Origin of the sequence: Xylella taiwanensis, assembly GCF_013177435.1 — a bacterium.
Classification (GTDB): domain Bacteria; phylum Pseudomonadota; class Gammaproteobacteria; order Xanthomonadales; family Xanthomonadaceae; genus Xylella; species Xylella taiwanensis.
In genome coordinates this window covers 1,095,488-1,116,193 of sequence record NZ_CP053627.1, presented here as the reverse complement: position 1 = coordinate 1,116,193, position 20,706 = coordinate 1,095,488, and the positions used below count along the sequence as shown (strand labels likewise).

The window sequence follows — 20,706 nt, the reverse complement described above, 5'->3', positions numbered from 1 at the left end:
GTGAAATCTCGCCAGATAATTCAGCAACACTCGAATACAGCAATGCTCTCCACATGCGCAGTATGCGGAAACATGTCCATCGCCCCAACCGCACGCAACACAAAGCCCTGTTCGTTGACAAGGAAATCAGCATCACGTGCCAAAGAGCCAGGATGACAACTGACATAAACAATGCGTTCGAACGTCTTCAACGGTAACTGCTTGAGTACTTCAATCGCCCCGGAACGCGGCGGATCCAACAGCAACTTATCAAAGCCCTGACACATCCACAGCGCACCGCGTTGGTCCCGGGTCAAGTCAGCAACAAAAAATTCAGCATTATCCAGGCTGTTACGCTGCGCATTCTCCCTGGCCCGCGCCACTAGCCCAATATCACCCTCCACTCCAACCACCTCACGCACAGTACGCGCCAACGGCAAGGTGAAGTTACCCAAGCCACAGAACAGATCGAGCACGCGATGCTGGGGGCCGGCACCGAGCAGATCCAAAGCATGCGCGATCATCTTCTCGTTCAAGACAGCATTGACCTGGATGAAATCCAGTGGACGGAACACAAGTTCCACATTCCAGGGCATCAATCGGAATGCCAACAGCACCTCCTGAGGCCACAACAGATGCACGCTGTCCACCCCATGCGGCTGCAGAAAAATCGCAAAGTCATGTTCCTTGCCAAACTCAGTCAGCGCTCTGCGATCGTCCTCGCTCAGCGGCTGCAAGTGACGCACCGTTAACGCCACAACAGCATCACCAGCGATAAATTCGATCTGCGGCACGTCACGCTTACCGCTCATGCTCTCAATCAATGCTGCCAAAAGAGCAATTTTTTTACCGATCTGCGGAATCACTGTGTGGCAGATCGACAAATCGGCAACGAAACGCGGATCATGCTCACGGAAACCAACCAGCGTCTTCCCCTTTTTCTCGACACGACGCACTGAAAAACGACCCTTACGCCGATACCCCCAGCTATCTGCAGCCAGCGCCGGCAACACCCGCTCGGGACTGACACGGCCGATACGCTCCAAACTTTCCAACAACACTCGTTGCTTGGACACGATTTGCTCATCTTCAACCAAGTGCTGCAATACACAACCAGCACAGATTCCAAAATGCGGGCAACGCGGTGTCACCCGTTGCGGTGATGCTTGCAACACCTCGACGAGACGTGCCTCGTCAAAATGACGGTTATGCGCCATTGGCTCGACCATCACCACCTCACCCGGGAGCGCGCCAGTGACAAAGGTCACTTTGCCTCCCTCGCCATAAGGGCGCGCGACCCCACGGCCATCATGACTAAGATCGATAATCTGCGTTTGAAATGACGTACGGTCAAAATGGTTAGAGCGGGCCACAAAAAACACTGTAAAACAGAATTCAAAGCATTGTCGCAGATTGCGTTCCACATCGAACACAACCGCCCCATCCATATATCCACCCAGATGACAGAAAATAACTGTTGTACAAATAAATAAACAGGAGCAGAATTTCAGAAAAATTCTGCGCATACACTGTGGATAATAACGCTGACACGGAAGCAGCCCGATGATCGAATCTACGCAGCATCTGCACCCACGGCTATTGCTGGTAGAGGACGACCCGATCAGCCGTAGTTTCTTACAAACATCTCTGGAAGCATTGCCCGCTCAAGTTGACTGGGCCAATTCGGCCGATGCAGCGCTAACGCTCAGTCGCAACCACCACCACCACCTGTGGTTGATCGATATCAATCTCCCAGATGGCAACGGCACCGAACTACTCTCCTCGTTACGCCGTTTGCACCCAAACACACCGGCGCTGGCACATACTGCTGAAGCTGATGCCCATCTCCACCATGGCACTGGCTTTGTCGCAGTACTGGTCAAACCGTTATCGAGCAAGCACCTGCTGGAAGCCGTGCACCATGCACTTTCACACAACCCTGTGGAAAGCGATGCATCCTCATGGATGGTGTCCCCCACATTTCCAGGCCAAGACTGGGACGAAGCCGCTGGGCTGGCCGCACTTAAGGGGCAGCACAGCCATCTAGACGCAATGCGAAAACTCTTCCTGGCCGAGCTGCCAAGCAACCGCAATGCAGTCGACACAGCACTACGCCACGACGACAAACAAGCACTATCCGGACACCTGCACCGGCTACAAGCCAGCTGCGGCTTTGTTGGGGCATCACGACTGGGCAACGCAGTACGCCAGCTACGCAGCAACCCAAACTCATACCAAGCTCGTGCCCAGTTCTACAAAGCCATCAAAGCGCTTCTGCACTAAATACACAAGTGCAACACCACACCCGGGAAAAAACCATACAGTACCTTGATCACCAGCGATCACCTACTCACTGGATATCCGACTCGCCTTTTAGTAAAACGAAACACATCTGTCATTTTCCTCTTAAAAATCGAGTATCAACACCAGAGACACAACCAACCAGAACAGCAACTCTTGAAGACGCAGATGCTGATACTAAAAATCAAAAATTAAACGGCACATAAACTAATTCAGCCGCTTTCCCCTAAGCAGACAGACATGGAAAAATCGAAAAACATCCCAACTATAGCGTTTAAATAAGCGTCGCGGCTCTCGCAACAATCGGTACAACCATTCACCGTGTACACGACGTACCCATAAAGGCGCACGCTGCACACTACCAGACATGAAATCGAACAACGCACCAACAGCGAAAACCACTGGCGTGTGCAACTGCACGTCGTGGTCGAGAATCCAGCGCTCCTGCAGAGGACTACCCAAAGCAACCAACAAAACATCAGCACTGCTGGCATTAATGAACTCGACCAAGTGTTCACCACTGGCAGCGAACTGCGCATAACCATCGCAAGTGCCGACCACTAATTGCCCCAATCGACACAGCGTCTGTGCCGCCGCATCGGCAACACCAGGCTTGGCACCGAGCAAGAAAAAGCGCAACGGACGTGGCGTATGCTTGCATAGGTACGGGATCAAGTCAGTGCCATTAAGGTTACCAACAAAACGGCGGCCATGGATGAGCCACGCAGCCAAATCCATACCGATCCCATCGTTGAGGATACACACGCGTTCTGAATACATCCGTATTCGGAGCGACTGACATTGCACCACGAAATTTGTGTTAGCAAAAAATACGCGCTGCGGCCTTCCTTCAGTCAGATTACGGTACAACGAAGCAACAAAGGCAGATGGCGTGATCGATAACACCGGAAACCCTCCAAGCAGAAGACTGTCAGTGGTTTCAATAGAGGGTGTATCGGAAGAAATGTCAGAAATCATCACGACAAGGTCTCCAAGAGCCCACACCGCAGCACGGGCAAATCATCAACAGAAAGATTACTTCACAAGTTCAAACACGCTTCAATACTGGTCACTTAATACTAGCGTGCCTATCTTGTGCCTCCATCATCGTCGTACTTGGAATGGCCACCTGGATTTCCCTTGTGGAAATAAACGCTGGGGATAGCGTCATCGTTCGCGCGCACCCACTCGTACAACGAAATAGTCAACACCAGACCGGCGGCCAACATTTCCTGAAAAACATCACTGCTTACAATCTGAAAACAGAAGAGACTGTGAATAGCATCAGCACTTCACAAGCCACTCATTAATCACGACAAGATAAGACAAAACAAATGAGTACCACTATTAAACGTATTACGCAGAAAGAAAAGCCTGATTTAACCTCCTAAGCTCCTGTACACCTCCGCACCTCAAGCATTACACCTTCCATAAAATGATACATGCACAGACCAATTTATCGAACAGTTATCAAAACGCTCAAAACATTGCGATTCGCTCGGAATCCCACGATTGGCCTGGAAACACAGCATCATCTCATCGTTGCCAAGAAAATTTCATAACTCAAAAAATTAGAGGCAATCGTCACTATTTTTGAAATTATGAAACAAGCTAATATCACATAACACCAGCACCTGCCCCACGATCATCTTATGAAATTGTACATATCGGTATTGCTATTTTTAAATGGCTAACAGAAAAGCACACTGTAGTCTTCAAATACAATCTAATTCTCCAAACACCATGCATTAAGATGCATGATTCCATACTTCTACACATGCATCGAATGCCCCCCGTTCACCATCAATCCTGACAGAATAAAGTCACGGATGCAGATGCATTCACACCACAGGCAATATCCGGGTATCCTCATAGGAAGCAGGATCCAGGACCCGATCGGCAATCTCTGCCCAACTCAAATATTGACGAGACTGCTGATGCGGCGCCTGCAACGCATGCTCGACCGCAGCCACCAATTCAATGGGATTACCAGGGGTATAGCCAAAGCGTGTCGGATAGGACCCGACCACCGCATGCGGACATACCGCCGGTAAGCCAAAGAAGTCATACTGCATTAGTTTCATCGAACTGTCCGCTAAATACACTGGCACCTGCTGTGACACATACGGCGCAATACCGAAACACGCATGTTTGATATAGCGGATGGTTTCAACGTACTTCATCTCACCGTAAACCACGATATTATCGCCGTAATCAGGATGCCGCCCCATGCCTGAACCGATGACATGGAAAGTAATGTGTGGAAATGCCTTCCCAGCAATCACAAAAAACAAGGGATCAAACAACATCGAACCAACCGATACCGCATGGATACCCTCCTCATACGGCGATGGATCACCAAGCTCACCCAAATTCGGAAGTACCCCGTGACCGACATAAAACACATTGTCATGGCTAGGAATCTCTCTAGTCATTGCGGGAGACACTACAGTGATCACAGCCAAGCTTGAAGCAACCTTCTGAAATTCACGCTCGATATAGGACGCAACATTAATCGCACTAAGACTGTCAGAACCATTATAGATAAGCTGAGCACGCGGGTTCAGTCGTTTCGCCATGTCAATAAACGCCACTGCAGTGCCGCTCTCGAACAAGATCGTGTCGGCTTCGCGTATCCACTGCAACAATATCTCTGGAGGATGCTGCACATACCAGCGGAAGAGCATATCTTCGACACTGCGTAACCATCGTCTACGCGTATTGAACGGATGGACCAAAGTACGCCACAGATAGCAATGCACCCCCTTGTACTCAACTACACAGTTGGCAGTTTCATCCAGAAGGACACGTATATCGTTCTTGAACCTAGACAACCGACTGTAGCGTAATGAAAAGAAGCGAGTGTCACCACGCTTGGCCAGTTCATCGGTAATGAAATGAATACTGGCACGACTTGGCGTGCGATAGTCTTGGGCTGACAGTACGAGATAATTGGGACGTACTGGAACGGACATCATGGAAACACTTGCAGCGTGATTTGATCCGGTATTGGTAGAAGCATGCATAAACTCGCTCCTTGGTTGCTGAATTAACGTGTTCTATGAATTTTCAAAACATCTTAAAAATGGATGAATTAAGAACCCTTCCTCACTCTATTCATTATCCTTAGAGGAAAGGATGGTACCTCTGGAAACAACATACCGATCTTAAGGATCGACAGCACATCACGACGAAATGCTGTCCATAACACGCATAACACTGCAAAAGCTCCCAACATCGCCAAAGCACCGACGATCAACTGCTCCCACAGATTAGACCCACCCCACCACTGCGAAGCATACGTGGAAACTGATGCACACAAACCGTAACCTGCGATCGTACGCACTCCATTGAAAAACATTTCCCAACCAGGAACCGGTGTAACGCGTGCTGCCCAAACAATCGACAATGGCCATATCATCGCCAGACTGATGCTGTAACCGATAGCCACGCCAAATACACCCCAATAAGCGCCAATGCACACGCAAACTACCAACAACACGTGACTGACAATGGAAAACAAAAGATGATGACGTATCAATCCACGTGCTAAGAACAGCCAATAACTTGCATAACCAGCACTCTGAGTTATACCAGCCAACGTTAGGATCTGGAACAGCAGCACCGCCGGACGCCACTGCTCACCAAGCACTAACACAATTAACGGGGTAGCCTGTGCGCAAGCGAATGCAAACAACGCCACAATCACATGCAACATGATCGTTTGCCCACGCAATAGGAACGCATCGAAACGCACACGATCATCTTGCAACTGAGAAAGCACCGGCAACGCCACTGAGCTGGCCGGTGCAATGACTTGATTCAATGGCATCATCAGCAGCTGAAATGCACGGTTATATAAACCCAATACATTGGGGCCAAACCGATAACCGATGATCACTTGGCCCACACTGCGATCCGCGTAGGCAAGCAGCTGTGCAACCATTAGATTCCAACCGAAACTAAGGAAAGTGCGCATCGGCACACCACGTTGATAACCACCTGGCAACCAACGTGCACAGACCATCGCAATCGCAAGATTCATCACAGCCTGCACCACCTGCTGTAACACCAACGCCCAAACGCCCCACCCCAACAGCGCCACAGCAACGCCAACCAACAGTCCCAATACCTGTGCACCGATATCACTCAACGCAAGCTGACCGAAACGCATCTCGCGGCTAAGGTTGGCGCGGTATTGGGTTGCCATGCCGTTGAGCAAAAAATTGATCGCCAACACCTGCGTAATCGTCACCAACGCTGGTTCACGATAAAAATTCGCAATCACCTGCGCCGCACCGAATACCACCAATGACAATGCCAAGCCGATACCACTGTTAATCCAAAACAAATTGTCGCGCTGCGCGTTGGTGATGTGCTTGGCCTGGATCGCCGCCGAAGAGAGACCGAAATCGCGAAGAATATCGGCCACACCCACAATCGCAGTCACCATCGCCATCAGACCATAATCGTGAGGGGTCAACAACCGAGCCAACAACACGATAATGGCAAACTGCATCACCACTCTCGCCCCTTGTCCCAGCATCGTTACCACAGCACCGCCAGCTGCACGCGAAGCCAAACTACGCTGAGACGCCGCAGATGCACTGACTACACTGTCACTCATATCATCACCTCACCGCTATGGCCCGGGACCTCAAGACAACAGTAGTCATGCCGACACCCGATTCGGAGTCGATCACGTTGCGGCAACGCAAGCACACCAAAAAGACTGTCGCATCCCTGCACACTAGCAGCAATCAATAAGGCCTCATTCTGCTCACCGTGAAACAAGAACACGCAACTCAAAGCAACCGGCTCTGCGATTACCACGTTGGACTCACTCCGCGGTACCGGCGCCAGACGCAACAGCAGCAATACCCATTCGATTTGGCTGCTACACAGCACCCACGGCAACCTAGCCATATATTGCAGTAAGGCATTGATCAACGTGTATTCACCATCGCTATACTCGACGGCCTGACAGATCCTCACAATGCTCGAATGACTGACAACACATAAACCAACCCTCGGATTCTGCTCCATGCACCACAGATCACAACGCCCTAGTAGCATCTTGTGCATCGAGAAGTAACGCATCTGCACAGAAATCGAGAACACAACGTAGCACTGAGGGAAATAAAGTTTATTCGCTATCAATGGCACCTCACTAAAAAACAGCACAGCCCACCGTGTCGACATACCGGACACAACCAGAACAAAACAGATACAGCTCATCCCAGAAACTCCTGCTCGCAGCTCAATCCAAGCACCCTGCGATACTCATCGATATAACAACCAATCACGTGACGCCAGTGATAACGATCAGTGAAAGCCATCGCCTGACGTCGCCACTCGATGAAATTGGCATCCGCTTGTACTGCCAGCGCCTGTACAGCAACCGCAGCTTGCTGTGGCTGTAATGGATCAACCAAAACTCCTAAGCAGGACTCACGGTGTAGACGCGCAAACGGCGGGATATCACTCAACACAGGAATCAATCCAGCACTCATTGCCTCAACCGCAGCGATACCGAAACCTTCGTGATGTGATAGTGAAACAAAAAACTGCGCTTGCTCCATAAGCAAACACAGCTGCGACTGTGACGGATTGCAATGGAAATGCACCTGCTCACACAACCCAAGCGTCTCCACCGCATGCGTCAACGCAGCCTGATCGTAATCGTATTCACGTCCAGCAATGATCAAGCGCCAGCGGGGATCCGTCGCATACAATGCACCGAGCAATTTCAAAGTCTCTAACAATCCCTTGTTCACTGACCAACGCCCGAAATACAACAACGTGCGCCCAGGTTCGGAAGAACCACACCCTGCGTATTTCTCCACATCTACGCCATTCTCGATGACTCGCAATCGTGTCGGCGCAACGATCTTTGCAAACAACGTACCGTCGTTTTCACTGCTCGCAATGATTCGCGCATAAGCCAACGCGGACAACCTAGTCAAGGTATTGAACCAAAGCACTTTAAGCCTAGAGGCATACGTCGTATGGAAGAAACCACCGTGAGTCGAAACGACCATCGGTTTCCCATGCAACATGCGTGTCAAAGCCAAGAAATCATAAAAAAAATCAATACCATGCACATGAACCACATCCGCTGTGCACAGCATACGCAGTACACCTGGTGCCAATGGATAACGCGAAGAACCAAGATAACCAATGCGCCGAATCGACACATGACGATACTTATCACTGGCTGGAAGAAGAACGTCAGACTTGGTAAATACCCGGTTCAACGTCACGACATCGGCATCAACTCCAGCCTGCAAATGCAGCTGCATAGCAATATTGAAGACCACATCCTCCATTCCACCAATCGATGGATGAAATTGACGAACAACATGCACTACTTTCATCACACAGTGCTCCCATTCCATTCTCGATTGAAAAAATTCGAATGACCTCTTCCTCCATTAATGCACCAAATGATGCATTGCGGTTTCGTGAAAAACTTTCATCAGGTCACGGGCAAAGACATCACTGTCAATAGAACAAACACATAAAATCTCTGGAAGACACTACCAAGCGCGGGAAAGCAAGAAATACAGTCACCAACGCGTGCAACACCACCATGCCCATAAAAGTTGCACAAAAAAACTTCCAATTAAATAAGGACAACCTAAAAAACTGCACACCGTCGCAACTTTAGACGCATACCTTGCATCCTATAAGCCATCTGTATATGTCAAAACCTGGTACTGCTCTTTCACACTAAAACATCACAAAAGAGGTATCGGACATGTCAAATAAAGAATATCGAGCAACAAAACGCAATCAGTCTCCAATCCGGATGAAATTCGCATCATTTCGCAGGCATTCGCACAGACGAACTTGCACCCAGTGACCAAGGCATCCATTTCATCAATATCCACCTAAAAATTGGAGTTAAATACAACGTTATGACTGGAATCAATAACGCCGAGATAACTCCAGACTTGATTCCGAGCAGCGACAATACTCCGGAAAACACAAAAAATACCAAAGGATGTGTGCACGTAATCAACAGCGTATTGCGACCAATCCATTGCACGACCGAGCAGTGTTCAACCAGAGCCGACACACACAGCACTATCGCCGTACCCAACAATGCCACCACATAGAAGAGCAACGGCGAAGCGCCAAAAAGGAGCATATTCATATCAACTTTGGTGTTGCACCACGCCAACCCAAACCAAGGCAACAACAACACCGCAAGCAAAATGAGATTACCGCGCTTTGTTTTCGGGAACAGCCGCAACCAAGACCCACGTGCTGCCATGGCTCCAAAAACGAAAAAAAACAACGCAACAGGCATTTCATCTAAGGCGAATGGCAGGCGTGTACCCACTCCAGGAAACCACTGTATCCAAATCCACGAAGCTAGCCATGTCAACACGACCAATCGCGGTAAAGGAACACACTTAGACAAGACATGATAGGTTAAGGCGGTCACAAACAACGCCGGCAGAAACCACAATGCCGGTTGCACATATAAGTCAGCTCCAACCCCCAACAGTAAGCCTTTCAACGGCTCCCACCATGGATGTGTGCCCCAGCGCACAGCCTTCTCACCAATATGACGTGTTAGCAACCAATAGAGATATCCAAGAAAAAAAAAGAACAGGTATGGCACCAGCAAGGTACGCACCAACTGCAACAAGCGTTCACCGAAACCACGCTCACGCGTATGCATGCCAGCAACCCAGCCGGACAACAGAAAGAATAACGGCACGGGGAAACTGTAAATCAGCACAATAAACCAGTCTGGGAAACCTTTGCTATGACCGAACACCACCAGCACCATACCTAGTGCCTTCGCTGCATCGATACGCGCATCGCGCCCACCTTGTGGCGACGCTGGAGTGCTGGTGAACCTCCCTACCCACCCACATCTCTCGTGGCAATTCACGATACTCCCCCTGGTACTGTTACTACAGCTGGCCTCAGAGCGCTTCTCATACCAGATGCCTGCGGTGACCAATGCCAAAGATAGCCACACGTAAACCACCACAGCGCCGACGTTTTAATCGAGAAATAACTATTGGATACGAACAGACTCAATGCGAACGCAAATATGGCCATGTTTTTAAATACTCGCCCCTCATGACTTGGCATGATAAAAAGGAATGAATAAGTCAACAAAAAAACAAGCACCGTGATCACTGACTGTGACGTGATGAAATAAGCAATACCACTATCGAAATAACGATAGGACGCCTGAACATCCAGGCCCAACCAGGAATCCAACGGCAAATGACCGAGCGAATACACACTGAAGAAAATCCGACCCAGGATCGTATCCTGGTTATACTCATGAATATCGCTTATCCAAACCAACAACCAAGAGCTGACTAATACGGCAAAAAATAGCAAAAACCCAAAACGCTGATCAAATCGTCTTAGCAATGGCGCTAGCAACACCATCAACATGCAAGTACCCGTCGCCAAACGGCCATCCGAAGCGACGATCATAAATCCGATCATTGCAACCGACAGCAGCAGCTCAGAGAAACTCATCCAACGCCAAAAGGTCAAGACGATTGCAGCGAAAAAGATGATGTAATTTCCCATTGTCACCGGCTCGATGAACACCGAAGACGCACGCGGCAAATTCGAACCTGGTAAGAAATTACGCTCGTTCGGACGCGTGGCGCTGACATACAAGCTGCTCTCTTCATTCCAGAAACCTTCGGTGCTGGCACCACGTGAATTGATGAAGTAACTTTTCGGATTGGCAATGTCTCCATAGACATCAGGCACAACCAACTCGAAACAAGCAACTAAGGTCACCACAATACTCATACCCATGAACAAACGTATTAAAGACCCTCGATAAGCTGCGCCAAGCACTAGAAACGCGAACGCAATCAATGCATCTCTGAAAAATTTTGGATCAAAATCAAAACTCATCAAAAACCGTATCAACGTCAATGCGACAAGAAACCCAAGACCACTCATCACCAACGCAGCACGCTTACGATCCAATGCAAACAATCCGAGCGTGAAACAGGCCACATAAATCACCAACTCCACCACATAAGTCGTCACTGGACGAACCACAAAAATTTTGGCGTTGATCACGGCCAACGAAAAGTTATAGGTCACTCCAGCAAATAGCACTATTCCAATAAGAATATTGCGTAACCGCTCCCAGGTGATCCCGTTCATACGCATTAACATAGCAGCTCCCCTGCTCCAACTATGCGTGAACTGACACACCCAGTATCAATAAGCATTCTTCTGACCAAACACACGCACTACCGTCAATACAAGAATTCGAAAATCAAACCACAATGACCAGCGCCGGATATAATCAAGATCGTACTGAATACGCTTTTTCATTGTCCTTAATTCTTGAGTTTCACCACGAAAACCATTTACCTGCGCCCACCCAGTGATGCCTGGTTTGACGTAATGGCGTTGCATGTAATGCTGAATCAGCTTTTCGTAATAAGTGTTGTGCTGAGCCGCATGCGGGCGCGGACCAACGATCGACATGCTACCGCCAAGCACATTAAAGATTTGTGGCAATTCATCCAGACTGGTACGGCGCAGAAACCCGCCAAAACGGGTGACACGACTGTCATTACGACTGGCTTGCTTCAGATACTGACCTTGATCGTCATGCACGCGCATCGAACGAAATTTGAGCACGTAAAACTCACGCCCATTCAATCCGTGGCGACGTTGCCGGAACAATACAGGACCTGGTGAACTGAGCTTGACGCCAATCGCGATCATGATCAGCAGCGGCCACAGGAACAGCAACGCAATAAGTGCCAGAATCTTATCCTGGATTGTCTTAGCAACGACAAAGTAGTTATCACGATAAACTCCACCTTGGCGAAGGTTAATAACAGGCACATGACCAATTTGCTCACCTGACTGATTGAGCATCCCAAAGTCGAATAGATCCGGGACAATTTTGACGTTGATCGGATAACGCTCTAGTTTCTGCAACAACGTCTTGATGTAATCACGCTCACCGAGAGGCAGGGAAATCCATACTTGCTCGACACAATTGTGTTCCAGAAAGTCAAACATCCCATCCGGCGTTCCAAGACAAGGCACACGCCTAACATACTCAGATACAGACACATCGTAAGAGGTACTGAAATACCCAACTAACTGCATGCCGGTCCATGGATTACGGTTCAGATAATGATGAATCTTCATCACAGGATGACGCAGTCCCACCACAACAATACGCTGCACATCCAAGCCACGCATGTGCAACCAGTTGAGCATGGTACGAAGCATCACGCGCGCGCTCAGTAAGGTAGACAGTACCCCCAAGAACCAAATACCAATCCACAACCAGGACACAGGCTGTCCCAACTGAACAACCAACGCATGCAACGAAAATAGGGTGAACACGCCACAGAACGCACTGCTCAGCACCAGCAATTCACGCACCAGAGCACGCCCACGCCAACTGCGGTACAACGGGAATAAAGAAAAACAAATCACCGAATACAGCAAAGTGGTACCAATCGCAACACGATATGGAACCGCCAGTATCCAGGTGCCAAACAACAAGCGGTAAGCCACCACACCGGAGAGCACGACCATTGTCAGATCAAAAACACGAAGACTCAGATCAGCGGCTGCAGAATATTTCGACAATAACTGTGGTGAAGAAGCAAGATCAGTAACACTGTTCAGATCTGCCAAAAGCATTGATGGAAGTCCTCACATGTCCTGGGCACCGCATGTTGGGGAAGAACAGACGGACACCACCAGACAACGTTGGTTTCATTCGCCGGCGTTTGCCACCATGCATCAATCCCTGGCAAACGCTAGCACTTTACTTAAAACGAATCTGACCACCGTGCATCAGAACTAAATCCCTGAAAACCACCCACCACTCTTCATTCAACACAACCGATTTCAGTCGACGCTAATGATATTTATCATTCCGCTTCGCGCAGGAAATACCGCACAACCACCACCGTCAAACCTAAAAAGAGACCGAAGATCGCACCCAATACCGTGTTCATTAAGAGGTTCGGTGAAGTCGGCCGAGTTGGCACGTCAGCCGGGTCCAACACCATCACATTGTTACTCGCGCCATCCCCAAGCGCGCTAATCTCCTTATAACGTTGCAACAACGCATCATAGAGTTGACGATCTGTTGCAGCCTCTCGCTTGAGCATGTTGTAACGGATAAGGCGCGTTTGCAGATCCAATTCATCTTTTTCTAGCACTGCAATGCGCTCGTTGAACAGACGCTCCTGAAGCAACGTCGTCTCGTACTGTGTCTTCAACGACTGTCGAATATTGAGCACTTCCGCCTTGATCTGATGGCTGTTTTCTTCGATCTTTGCCTTCAGGCGTTGCATCTCCGGATACTGCGGTTTGAACATCGACAATTTCTGCTGATATTCATCGACCATATCCGCCTGTTCGGTACGTAAGGACTGCACCAACGGGTTGGACAGTACCTGAGGGACACTCATATCGTCACAAACACTGGCTTGACGCCAAGCAGCTTCGGCCTTAATCCGCTCACCTTGCGCAGAGGCCAGCAGCGCATTCAGGTCTCTGAGGTTCTGCAAAGACAGCGATGGTTTGTCATCATCCACAGAAACAATCTTTTGATCAGTGGAATAGGCAACTAAATTGCTTTCGGACGCATCCACCTTGGCACGCAGCTGTTCTAAGCGTCCAGCAAGATACTTGGCTGCAAACGAGGAGGCCTGCAGACGACGTTGTTGTTGACTCTCAATGAACATCCTTGCATAGCTATTGGCTACCTTGGCCGATAACACCGGATCTGAAGAATTGAAATGCACATGTACCAACCGCGAGTTGAGGATCGGTTCGATCTTCAAACTACTTAAAATTATTTCGATAAGGGCGCGCTCGACAGCAGCCTTGCGAATATCACCTGCGATGGAGGGCTTCTTTGCCAACACCTTATCGACGCGGGGTTTCAACATGGGCTCCTTATCCAACCGCATATTACGAATCACTGCAAGGGCCAACGAACGGCTCTGTAGTAACTGGTATTGAGTTTGGTAGAAATCACGATCCAACGGCGACTCTACCGGCATCAGATTCTGGACATTAGCTACCTTCAACGTATCCCGTTCGATCTGCAACGTCGTGGTCGCGCGAAATTCTCGAGGCAGCAGCAATGAAATACCAGGCACCAGCAAAGTTACACTTATGGAAATCCCCATGATCAGCCGATATCCACTGACCAACACACGCCAAAAATCCAAAAGACTCAGACCCGATGGTTCTGAAGAATCAAAAGTAGTTGACGAAACCTGATTTTGTTGTTTCATAGTTATCGATACGCGCGCCAGACCATAACGAAGGGAGTAATCTCAACCAGAGTGCGCAGGAACAGGCGCATATCGGAACGGTAAACAACGATGAGATCGCCGGCGTATATCTCAGGATCAGGATCCTTACCACGCTCAATACGCGTCAGGTCAAAACGCGCCAACATCTTCTGGCCTTTGACATTCCGGAATACGACCACGTTTTGAAGACTCGCCAGCGTGTTTACACCCTTAGCCTGAGCAACGGCTTGCTGTAAGGTCAGGTTGGTACCGATCAACGGATAGATGCCCGGCTCAGTGACTGCGCCAGTCACGGTCACACGGCGCGCATTAGCCTCTTGGAGAAAAACAGAAACCTGAGGATCCTGCAGATACCCTCCGCGGTAGCGATTAGCGATGAGTCGTTCCAACTCAGCCACGCCTTTACCGGACACATCAATGCTTCCCAACAATGGCAGGGTAATACGCCCACTGTTGTCCACACGGACCTGACGCTCCAGATCATCCACCTGGAACACCTTGATCAGCAATAAGTCGCCAGGAGCAATTTTGTATTCAGACTGCACCTTCGAAAATACCAGTCCATCCGGTTCTGGCAGAGAGCGGGCCAGAGAATGTGGTGCAGTATTGCAAGCCATCAGGGTAACCGCACACATCAAAGACACACTCGCTATCGAGCTGAAACGTCCTGTTAATTTCATACGTGATGACATGGACCTCTTGTAGGGAGAAATCGCGTAACGACTCGCCACGTGGTCCCGATCCATAAGAGCGGCGGGTAAAAAAACTGAAACAACCCGCTGAACACCTCCTGGGAAAACACCCCGATACCACGTATTAGATCCAATATCGCATAGGACTTGAATAGCGCAATCCTGATTTCATTATTTTTTGACGGAGTTGGCTCAATAAATAAAACTTTCAATTTGCATAGGAATTTAAAATTTTGAGTTACCTCCTACTTCGCTACCAGTCTGATTCCAGAAATTCACATGCTTAATGTCTTTACTCTTTAAAGACCCATTAAATCTTTCTGCACATTCGACTCATAAAGGAACCATGTATAAGTATGAACCTAATGAAAAAATAATCAGAACCCCTTATAAACCGATCACGATATACAACTCGTACTTCATGAGTATGAGTGCATTCCCGTCACGCAGAGAGTCCGTCTTTATCTCAAACAACATCGATTAAAGACTGTGAAACAGATTGCAATATATGTCTTTCTGGATCACAAAGATCACAAGAAGAACAAGACTCATCCAAAAATCGAACTCACTGCAACACACATCTGGAAAAGGTTGGATTAAGAGCAGAATCATTGATGCCATGCTGTAAGTAATAGCCCTGACGCCACGGCACGATATTGCACTCAATCCATAGAAAAAAATCAGCCTTTATCAACCCGCACGTGTAAACAAGACTCAGAGCGCTGCCACCACTGCATCTCCCATGGCTGCAGTACCCACCTTGGTCATCCCGTCCGACCAGATATCAGCTGTACGCAAACCACTATCGAGCACAACACCGACAGCGTGCTCAATCGCCTCAGATGATTTGGCTTGTCCCATGCTGTAACGCAACAACATTGCCACCGACAAAATCATCGCCAGTGGATTAGCGACCCCATGCCCCGCAATATCCGGTGCTGAACCATGGCAGGGCTCGTACATCCCCTTGTTATTCGCGTCCAACGACGCCGACGGCAACATACCGATCGAACCGGTCAACATCGATGCTTGATCCGAAAGGATGTCACCAAACATATTGTCAGTGACGATCACATCAAACTGTTTGGGTTCGCGTACCAACTGCATCGCCGCATTATCTACATACATGTGCGAGAGCATCACATCCGGATAATCTCTGGCCATTTCCCCCGCCACGGTGCGCCACAACTGGCTGGAAGCAAGCACATTAGCTTTGTCCACCGAGCAGAGCTTCCTGCCACGCAGGCGCGCCATCTCAAAACCAACCCTAAGGATGCGACGGATTTCGCTCTCACAATACGGCAATGTATCGAACGCTTCACGTTGGCCATTTTCCAATGTGCGGCTGCCGCGTGGCTGACCAAAGTAGAGACCACCTGTCAGTTCACGCACGATGAGAATATTGAGTCCGGATACAACTTCGGGTTTCAGGGTGGACGCGGCTGCCAATTGCGGATACAACAATGCGGGACGCAGATTGGCGAACAGTCCCAATTGAGAGCGGATCTTCAGCAATCCTCTCTCCGGGCGGAGCGCCGGATCTATCGTGTCCCACTGCGGGCCACCCACCGCACCAAGCAGTACTGCATCCGCCGCACGTGCGCGCGCCAACGTTTCGTCAGCCAGTGGACTCCCATATTTTTCATAAGCAGCGCCACCAAGTGCGTCAAAACTCAATGTCAAACCCAGACCATGACGCACGTTGACGTGTTCCAACACTTTTACGGCTTCAGCCATGATTTCAGGCCCAATGCCATCGCCAGGAAGAACTAGTATTTGCTTACTCATATGAAGATGTCCTGTGTATTAGACAACGCTGCACATCTGTGCACCTGTTGTCCATAGATCTGGAGAAAGGATAAAAAAGCAATGCACCACACAAACCGCAAGGACACAGCCGCGTAGTACATCTTAAGCATTCGCGTAATACAAAACGCACATGGCAATCACACGACAGTCGCATATCCAACCAAAGGCTTGTAACGATCACGCAAGCTCAGCAAACACCGTGATGCCACCCGCACCCAATACCACAACCTCACGCAGCATTTGGCATAACGTTGCTCGGAGCTGTGCGACACACAACGACCGACCACAACGTCGGAACCGATATTGGCCAATGGCAAGCACCCACGTACATCCTGCACCGCAGGCACATTACTGGAACATTTCAGGTAACGGTATTCAACGGATCGTATGCACCACATCGGCCAGGTGAGCGCAACATGGACACGATTGCAACTCAGGTTGCGCGCATGCTCATCCGGTTGTACAGCGCACACTGACCGTAGTCCCGCACCTGTCTCACTCAACACGCACACCACGCCGTAGCAATAAATGTGCGGCTGCTGTGCAGCCTATCGCAATGCGGAGAGAGTCACACTCATCAATCGGGATTCAGCGCAACGGTGCAAACAACCACGGTTGGCGCATACGATGCGCACCCTCGAAAGCACGGATTGCCTCAGCATCCTGTAACGTCAGCCCAATATCATCTAGGCCGTTAAGCAAACAATGCTTACGGAACGTGTCGATCTCGAAAGCGTAGGTCATGCCGTCCGGGTCAATCACTCGCTGTGCCGCTAAATCCACCGTCAGTGTGTAACTCTCGGTCACCTTGCACTGCGCAAACAGTGCGTCGACCTCAACGTTATTCAACACGACCGGTAGCAAGCCATTCTTGAAGCTGTTGTTAAAAAAGATGTCGGCAAAGCTCGGCGCGATCACTACACGGAAGCCATATTCGTCCAGCGCCCACGCGGCATGTTCACGCGAGGAGCCACAGCCAAAATTCTCGCGCGCCAATAACACGCTCGCCCCGGCATAACGGGGGAAATTCAACACAAAATCAGCATTGAGGGGGCGCCTGCTATTGTCTTGTCCAGGTTGACCCACATCCAAATAGCGCCACTCGTCGAACAGATTAGGACCGAAACCGGTGCGCTTGATCGACTTTAAAAATTGCTTGGGAATAATCTGATCGGTATCGACATTAACGCGATCGAGCGGACAGACCAAGCCGGTGTGTTGGGTAAACGGTTTCATCATGCATCACCAATGCTTAAATGCTCTATATGTACTCTACGCTCATAGAGCGCAAAATCGTTTTATTACGCCGCTAAATCCAAAGAAGCAACCGCTTGGGGAATACTCGCAATACAGCCAGGACTTTTTTCGGGAGTATGTCCGCCAATCGTCCGTCGGAACAATCCAAGCACAGCACTGCCAACACACATATCGCCCAATATGGATCGACCATTCGGCTGATTTCAGCCGCCTTGCAATTGCTACACCATCTCCAAGCACATGCAAAGGAGATTTAAAGAAGATTTTCCGATGTGATGTATTCATGACCGCATCAACTCGCGGACATCGACAAAGTGACCAGCCACCGCTGCTGCTGCTGCCATCGCGGGGCTGACTAAATGAGTGCAGCCGCCGTTGCCCTGACGCCCCTCAAAATTACGATTAGAAGTAGATGCGCAATGTTCGCCACTGCCCAATTTGTCGGGATTCATCGCCAAGCACATCGAACATCCAGGCTCACGCCACTCAAAACCAGCCTCGACAAACACCTTGTCCAAACCCTCAACTTCAGCCTGTGCCTTCACCAATCCCGAGCCAGGCACGACCAGCGCCTGTTTCACTGTGGGAGCAACTTTACGGCCTTTGACGACCGCCGCCGCCACACGCAGATCCTCAATACGGGAATTCGTGCAGGAGCCAATAAACACACGGTCCAGCCGGATTTCAGTGATCGGCTGGTTCGCCTGCAAGCCCATGTATTTCAGAGCACGAATCATCGACTCCTTCTTCACAGGATCTGCTTCGCACTCCGGGTCCGGCACAGATTGATCCACCGCCGACACCATCTCCGGCGAGGTCCCCCAGGTCACCTGCGGTTTGATCTCCTCGGCACATAACTCAACCACACGATCGAAGTGCGCGTCCGGATCAGAGACCAAACCGCGCCACAGCGCCACAGCAGCGTCCCAATCGGGGCCCTTGGGCGCAAACGGACGACCACACACATAGTCGATCGTCTTCTCGTCCACCGCCACCATACCCACGCGCGCACCTGCTTCAATTGCCATATTACACATGGTCATGCGCCCTTCCATCGACAAAGCGCGGATCGTACTACCAGCAAACTCCACCGCATGACCGTTGCCACCGGCGGTGCCTATCTTTCCGATCAACGCCAACACGATATCTTTGGCAGTCACACCCCATGACAGGGCGCCTTCCACACGCACCTGCATGTTTTTCATCTTCTTGGTGACCAAGCATTGCGTGGCCAGCACATGCTCGACCTCAGAGGTCCCGATGCCATGTGCCAACGCACCAAACGCACCGTGTGTGGATGTGTGCGAATCACCGCACACCACCGTCATACCAGGCAAAGTAGCTCCCTGTTCCGGACCGATCACGTGGACGATGCCCTGGCGAACATCGTTCATCTTAAACTGGAGGATACCGAAATCATCGCAATTTTCGTCCAATGTCTGCACTTGCAGGCGCGACACAGGATCTGCAATGGCGAGCAAACCGCCTTGACGCTCCCCATGAGTAGTCGGCACATTATGATCGGGAGTAGCGATGTTGGCATCGATCCGCCACAACTGCCGCCCAGCCAAACGGAGTCCTTCAAAAGCCTGTGGCGAAGTCACCTCATGCAGGATATGACGATCGATGTAGATCAGCGAAGAACCATCATCGCGACGCGCCACCTCATGAAGGTCCCACAATTTGTCATACAGGGTCTTACCGGCCATAGCGGCGATTCCTAGGTGGTTCTGATAATCGGCGACTGGCGCCACCGGCTTTGAACCACGATACTAGATCAAGCACTCAAGATCGATAAAACGAATCCACATTTTTGAAACCTCGAAATCATTGGGCATTAGAGATTTGGTATGGAGTTGCCCCCTGACACATGTGTTACCGCGACCGAGAACAGCCGCCTTTCCAGAGTCGCTGAGTTCCCACTCTCCCTCAGCAGACAATCAGCACACGTACTCTCTCCACAAAGGCACAGTGGCATGGACGCAGGTTCTACCCGCTTGGTCGCCAAGCACTGTCCACTAAGTAAGGCGCGACACGCCCTGCGGTCACTCGAACAACACTTTGCCTAAGAAGTGGGAAGAAGTGCATCGGATACTGGACACCCTCAACAACGCAGTAAGCAACTAGCTGAGCCGAATCCTCATTCAGTACATCCGTGTGTACCGTCGAGCAGCATTCACTGCAATGTCCTCTGCAGCACACACGCCTAAAATAAAAACAATGCTGAACACTCAGCACCTCGATTCAGAATGAACCCACGCAGCAACGTTGTATCTAAATCGGGCAAGTGCTGATCACATGGACACCAACAACATACTGTACAGCCGAATCATTTAGCCAGATCGACTCACGAT

At 50.0% G+C, this 20,706-nt stretch carries 15 protein-coding genes; 1 reads left to right on the top strand and 14 read right to left on the bottom strand.

Features of this window, described 5'->3' with window-relative positions; translation table 11 throughout:
• Positions 1-20: 20 nt before the first annotated feature.
• On the bottom strand, positions 21-1,352 hold the full coding sequence (rlmD, locus tag PLS229_RS04735) for a 23S rRNA (uracil(1939)-C(5))-methyltransferase RlmD (protein ID WP_038270321.1): 1,332 nt from the start codon (positions 1,350-1,352) through the stop codon (positions 21-23).
• Positions 1,353-1,542: 190 nt separating this feature from the next.
• Here rlmD and PLS229_RS04730 point away from each other — a divergent pair, with 190 nt between their 5' ends.
• On the top strand, positions 1,543-2,262 hold the full coding sequence (locus PLS229_RS04730; protein ID WP_038270180.1) for an Hpt domain-containing response regulator: 720 nt from the start codon (positions 1,543-1,545) through the stop codon (positions 2,260-2,262).
• Between the two features lie 225 nt (positions 2,263-2,487).
• Here PLS229_RS04730 and PLS229_RS04725 read toward each other — a convergent pair whose 3' ends face one another.
• The 13 genes from PLS229_RS04725 to leuC form a co-directional block, all read right to left on the bottom strand.
• A complete protein-coding gene (locus tag PLS229_RS04725) occupies positions 2,488-3,258 on the bottom strand; it encodes a WecB/TagA/CpsF family glycosyltransferase (protein ID WP_051482240.1) in 771 nt (256 codons plus the stop codon).
• Positions 3,259-4,121: 863 nt separating this feature from the next.
• A complete protein-coding gene (locus PLS229_RS04720; protein WP_038270322.1) occupies positions 4,122-5,255 on the bottom strand; it encodes a GumK N-terminal domain-containing glycosyltransferase in 1,134 nt (377 codons plus the stop codon).
• A 119-nt stretch (positions 5,256-5,374) separates the two neighbouring features.
• On the bottom strand, positions 5,375-6,907 hold the full coding sequence (locus tag PLS229_RS04715; protein ID WP_038270183.1) for a lipopolysaccharide biosynthesis protein: 1,533 nt from the start codon (positions 6,905-6,907) through the stop codon (positions 5,375-5,377).
• Complete coding sequence (locus PLS229_RS04710; RefSeq protein WP_162814090.1) at positions 6,904-7,275, bottom strand: hypothetical protein; 372 nt, start codon at positions 7,273-7,275, stop codon at positions 6,904-6,906. Before PLS229_RS04710 ends, PLS229_RS04715 begins: the two co-directional genes overlap by 4 nt.
• A gap of 239 nt (positions 7,276-7,514) precedes the next feature.
• Positions 7,515-8,657 carry a glycosyltransferase family 4 protein gene (locus PLS229_RS04705; RefSeq protein WP_038270324.1) on the bottom strand — a complete coding sequence of 381 codons (1,143 nt, stop codon included), beginning with the start codon at positions 8,655-8,657 and terminating at the stop codon, positions 7,515-7,517.
• A gap of 446 nt (positions 8,658-9,103) precedes the next feature.
• Positions 9,104-10,084: an acyltransferase family protein gene (locus PLS229_RS04700; RefSeq protein ID WP_114867097.1), complete on the bottom strand. Its 981-nt coding sequence runs from the start codon at positions 10,082-10,084 to the stop codon at positions 9,104-9,106.
• Positions 10,085-10,185: 101 nt separating this feature from the next.
• Positions 10,186-11,448 carry a polysaccharide biosynthesis protein GumE gene (locus PLS229_RS04695; RefSeq protein ID WP_171898077.1) on the bottom strand — a complete coding sequence of 421 codons (1,263 nt, stop codon included), beginning with the start codon at positions 11,446-11,448 and terminating at the stop codon, positions 10,186-10,188.
• Between the two features lie 57 nt (positions 11,449-11,505).
• Positions 11,506-12,960: an undecaprenyl-phosphate glucose phosphotransferase gene (locus PLS229_RS04690; RefSeq protein ID WP_038270186.1), complete on the bottom strand. Its 1,455-nt coding sequence runs from the start codon at positions 12,958-12,960 to the stop codon at positions 11,506-11,508.
• Between the two features lie 233 nt (positions 12,961-13,193).
• Entirely contained in the window at positions 13,194-14,594 is a 1,401-nt protein-coding gene (locus tag PLS229_RS04685; RefSeq protein ID WP_171898076.1) for a GumC family protein, read from the bottom strand.
• Complete coding sequence (locus PLS229_RS04680; protein WP_038270191.1) at positions 14,576-15,274, bottom strand: polysaccharide biosynthesis/export family protein; 699 nt, start codon at positions 15,272-15,274, stop codon at positions 14,576-14,578. The genes PLS229_RS04685 and PLS229_RS04680 overlap by 19 nt, the downstream gene beginning before the upstream one ends.
• A 726-nt stretch (positions 15,275-16,000) precedes the next feature.
• Positions 16,001-17,074, bottom strand: a complete 1,074-nt coding sequence (gene leuB, locus PLS229_RS04675) for a 3-isopropylmalate dehydrogenase (RefSeq protein ID WP_038270194.1) — start codon at positions 17,072-17,074, stop codon at positions 16,001-16,003.
• 609 nt (positions 17,075-17,683) lie between these two features.
• On the bottom strand, positions 17,684-18,331 hold the full coding sequence (gene leuD / locus PLS229_RS04670; protein ID WP_038270325.1) for a 3-isopropylmalate dehydratase small subunit: 648 nt from the start codon (positions 18,329-18,331) through the stop codon (positions 17,684-17,686).
• 302 nt (positions 18,332-18,633) lie between these two features.
• Positions 18,634-20,061 (bottom strand): 3-isopropylmalate dehydratase large subunit, encoded by a 1,428-nt coding sequence (gene leuC, locus PLS229_RS04665; RefSeq protein WP_038270200.1) that lies wholly within the window; start codon positions 20,059-20,061, stop codon positions 18,634-18,636.
• Positions 20,062-20,706 lie beyond the last annotated feature (645 nt).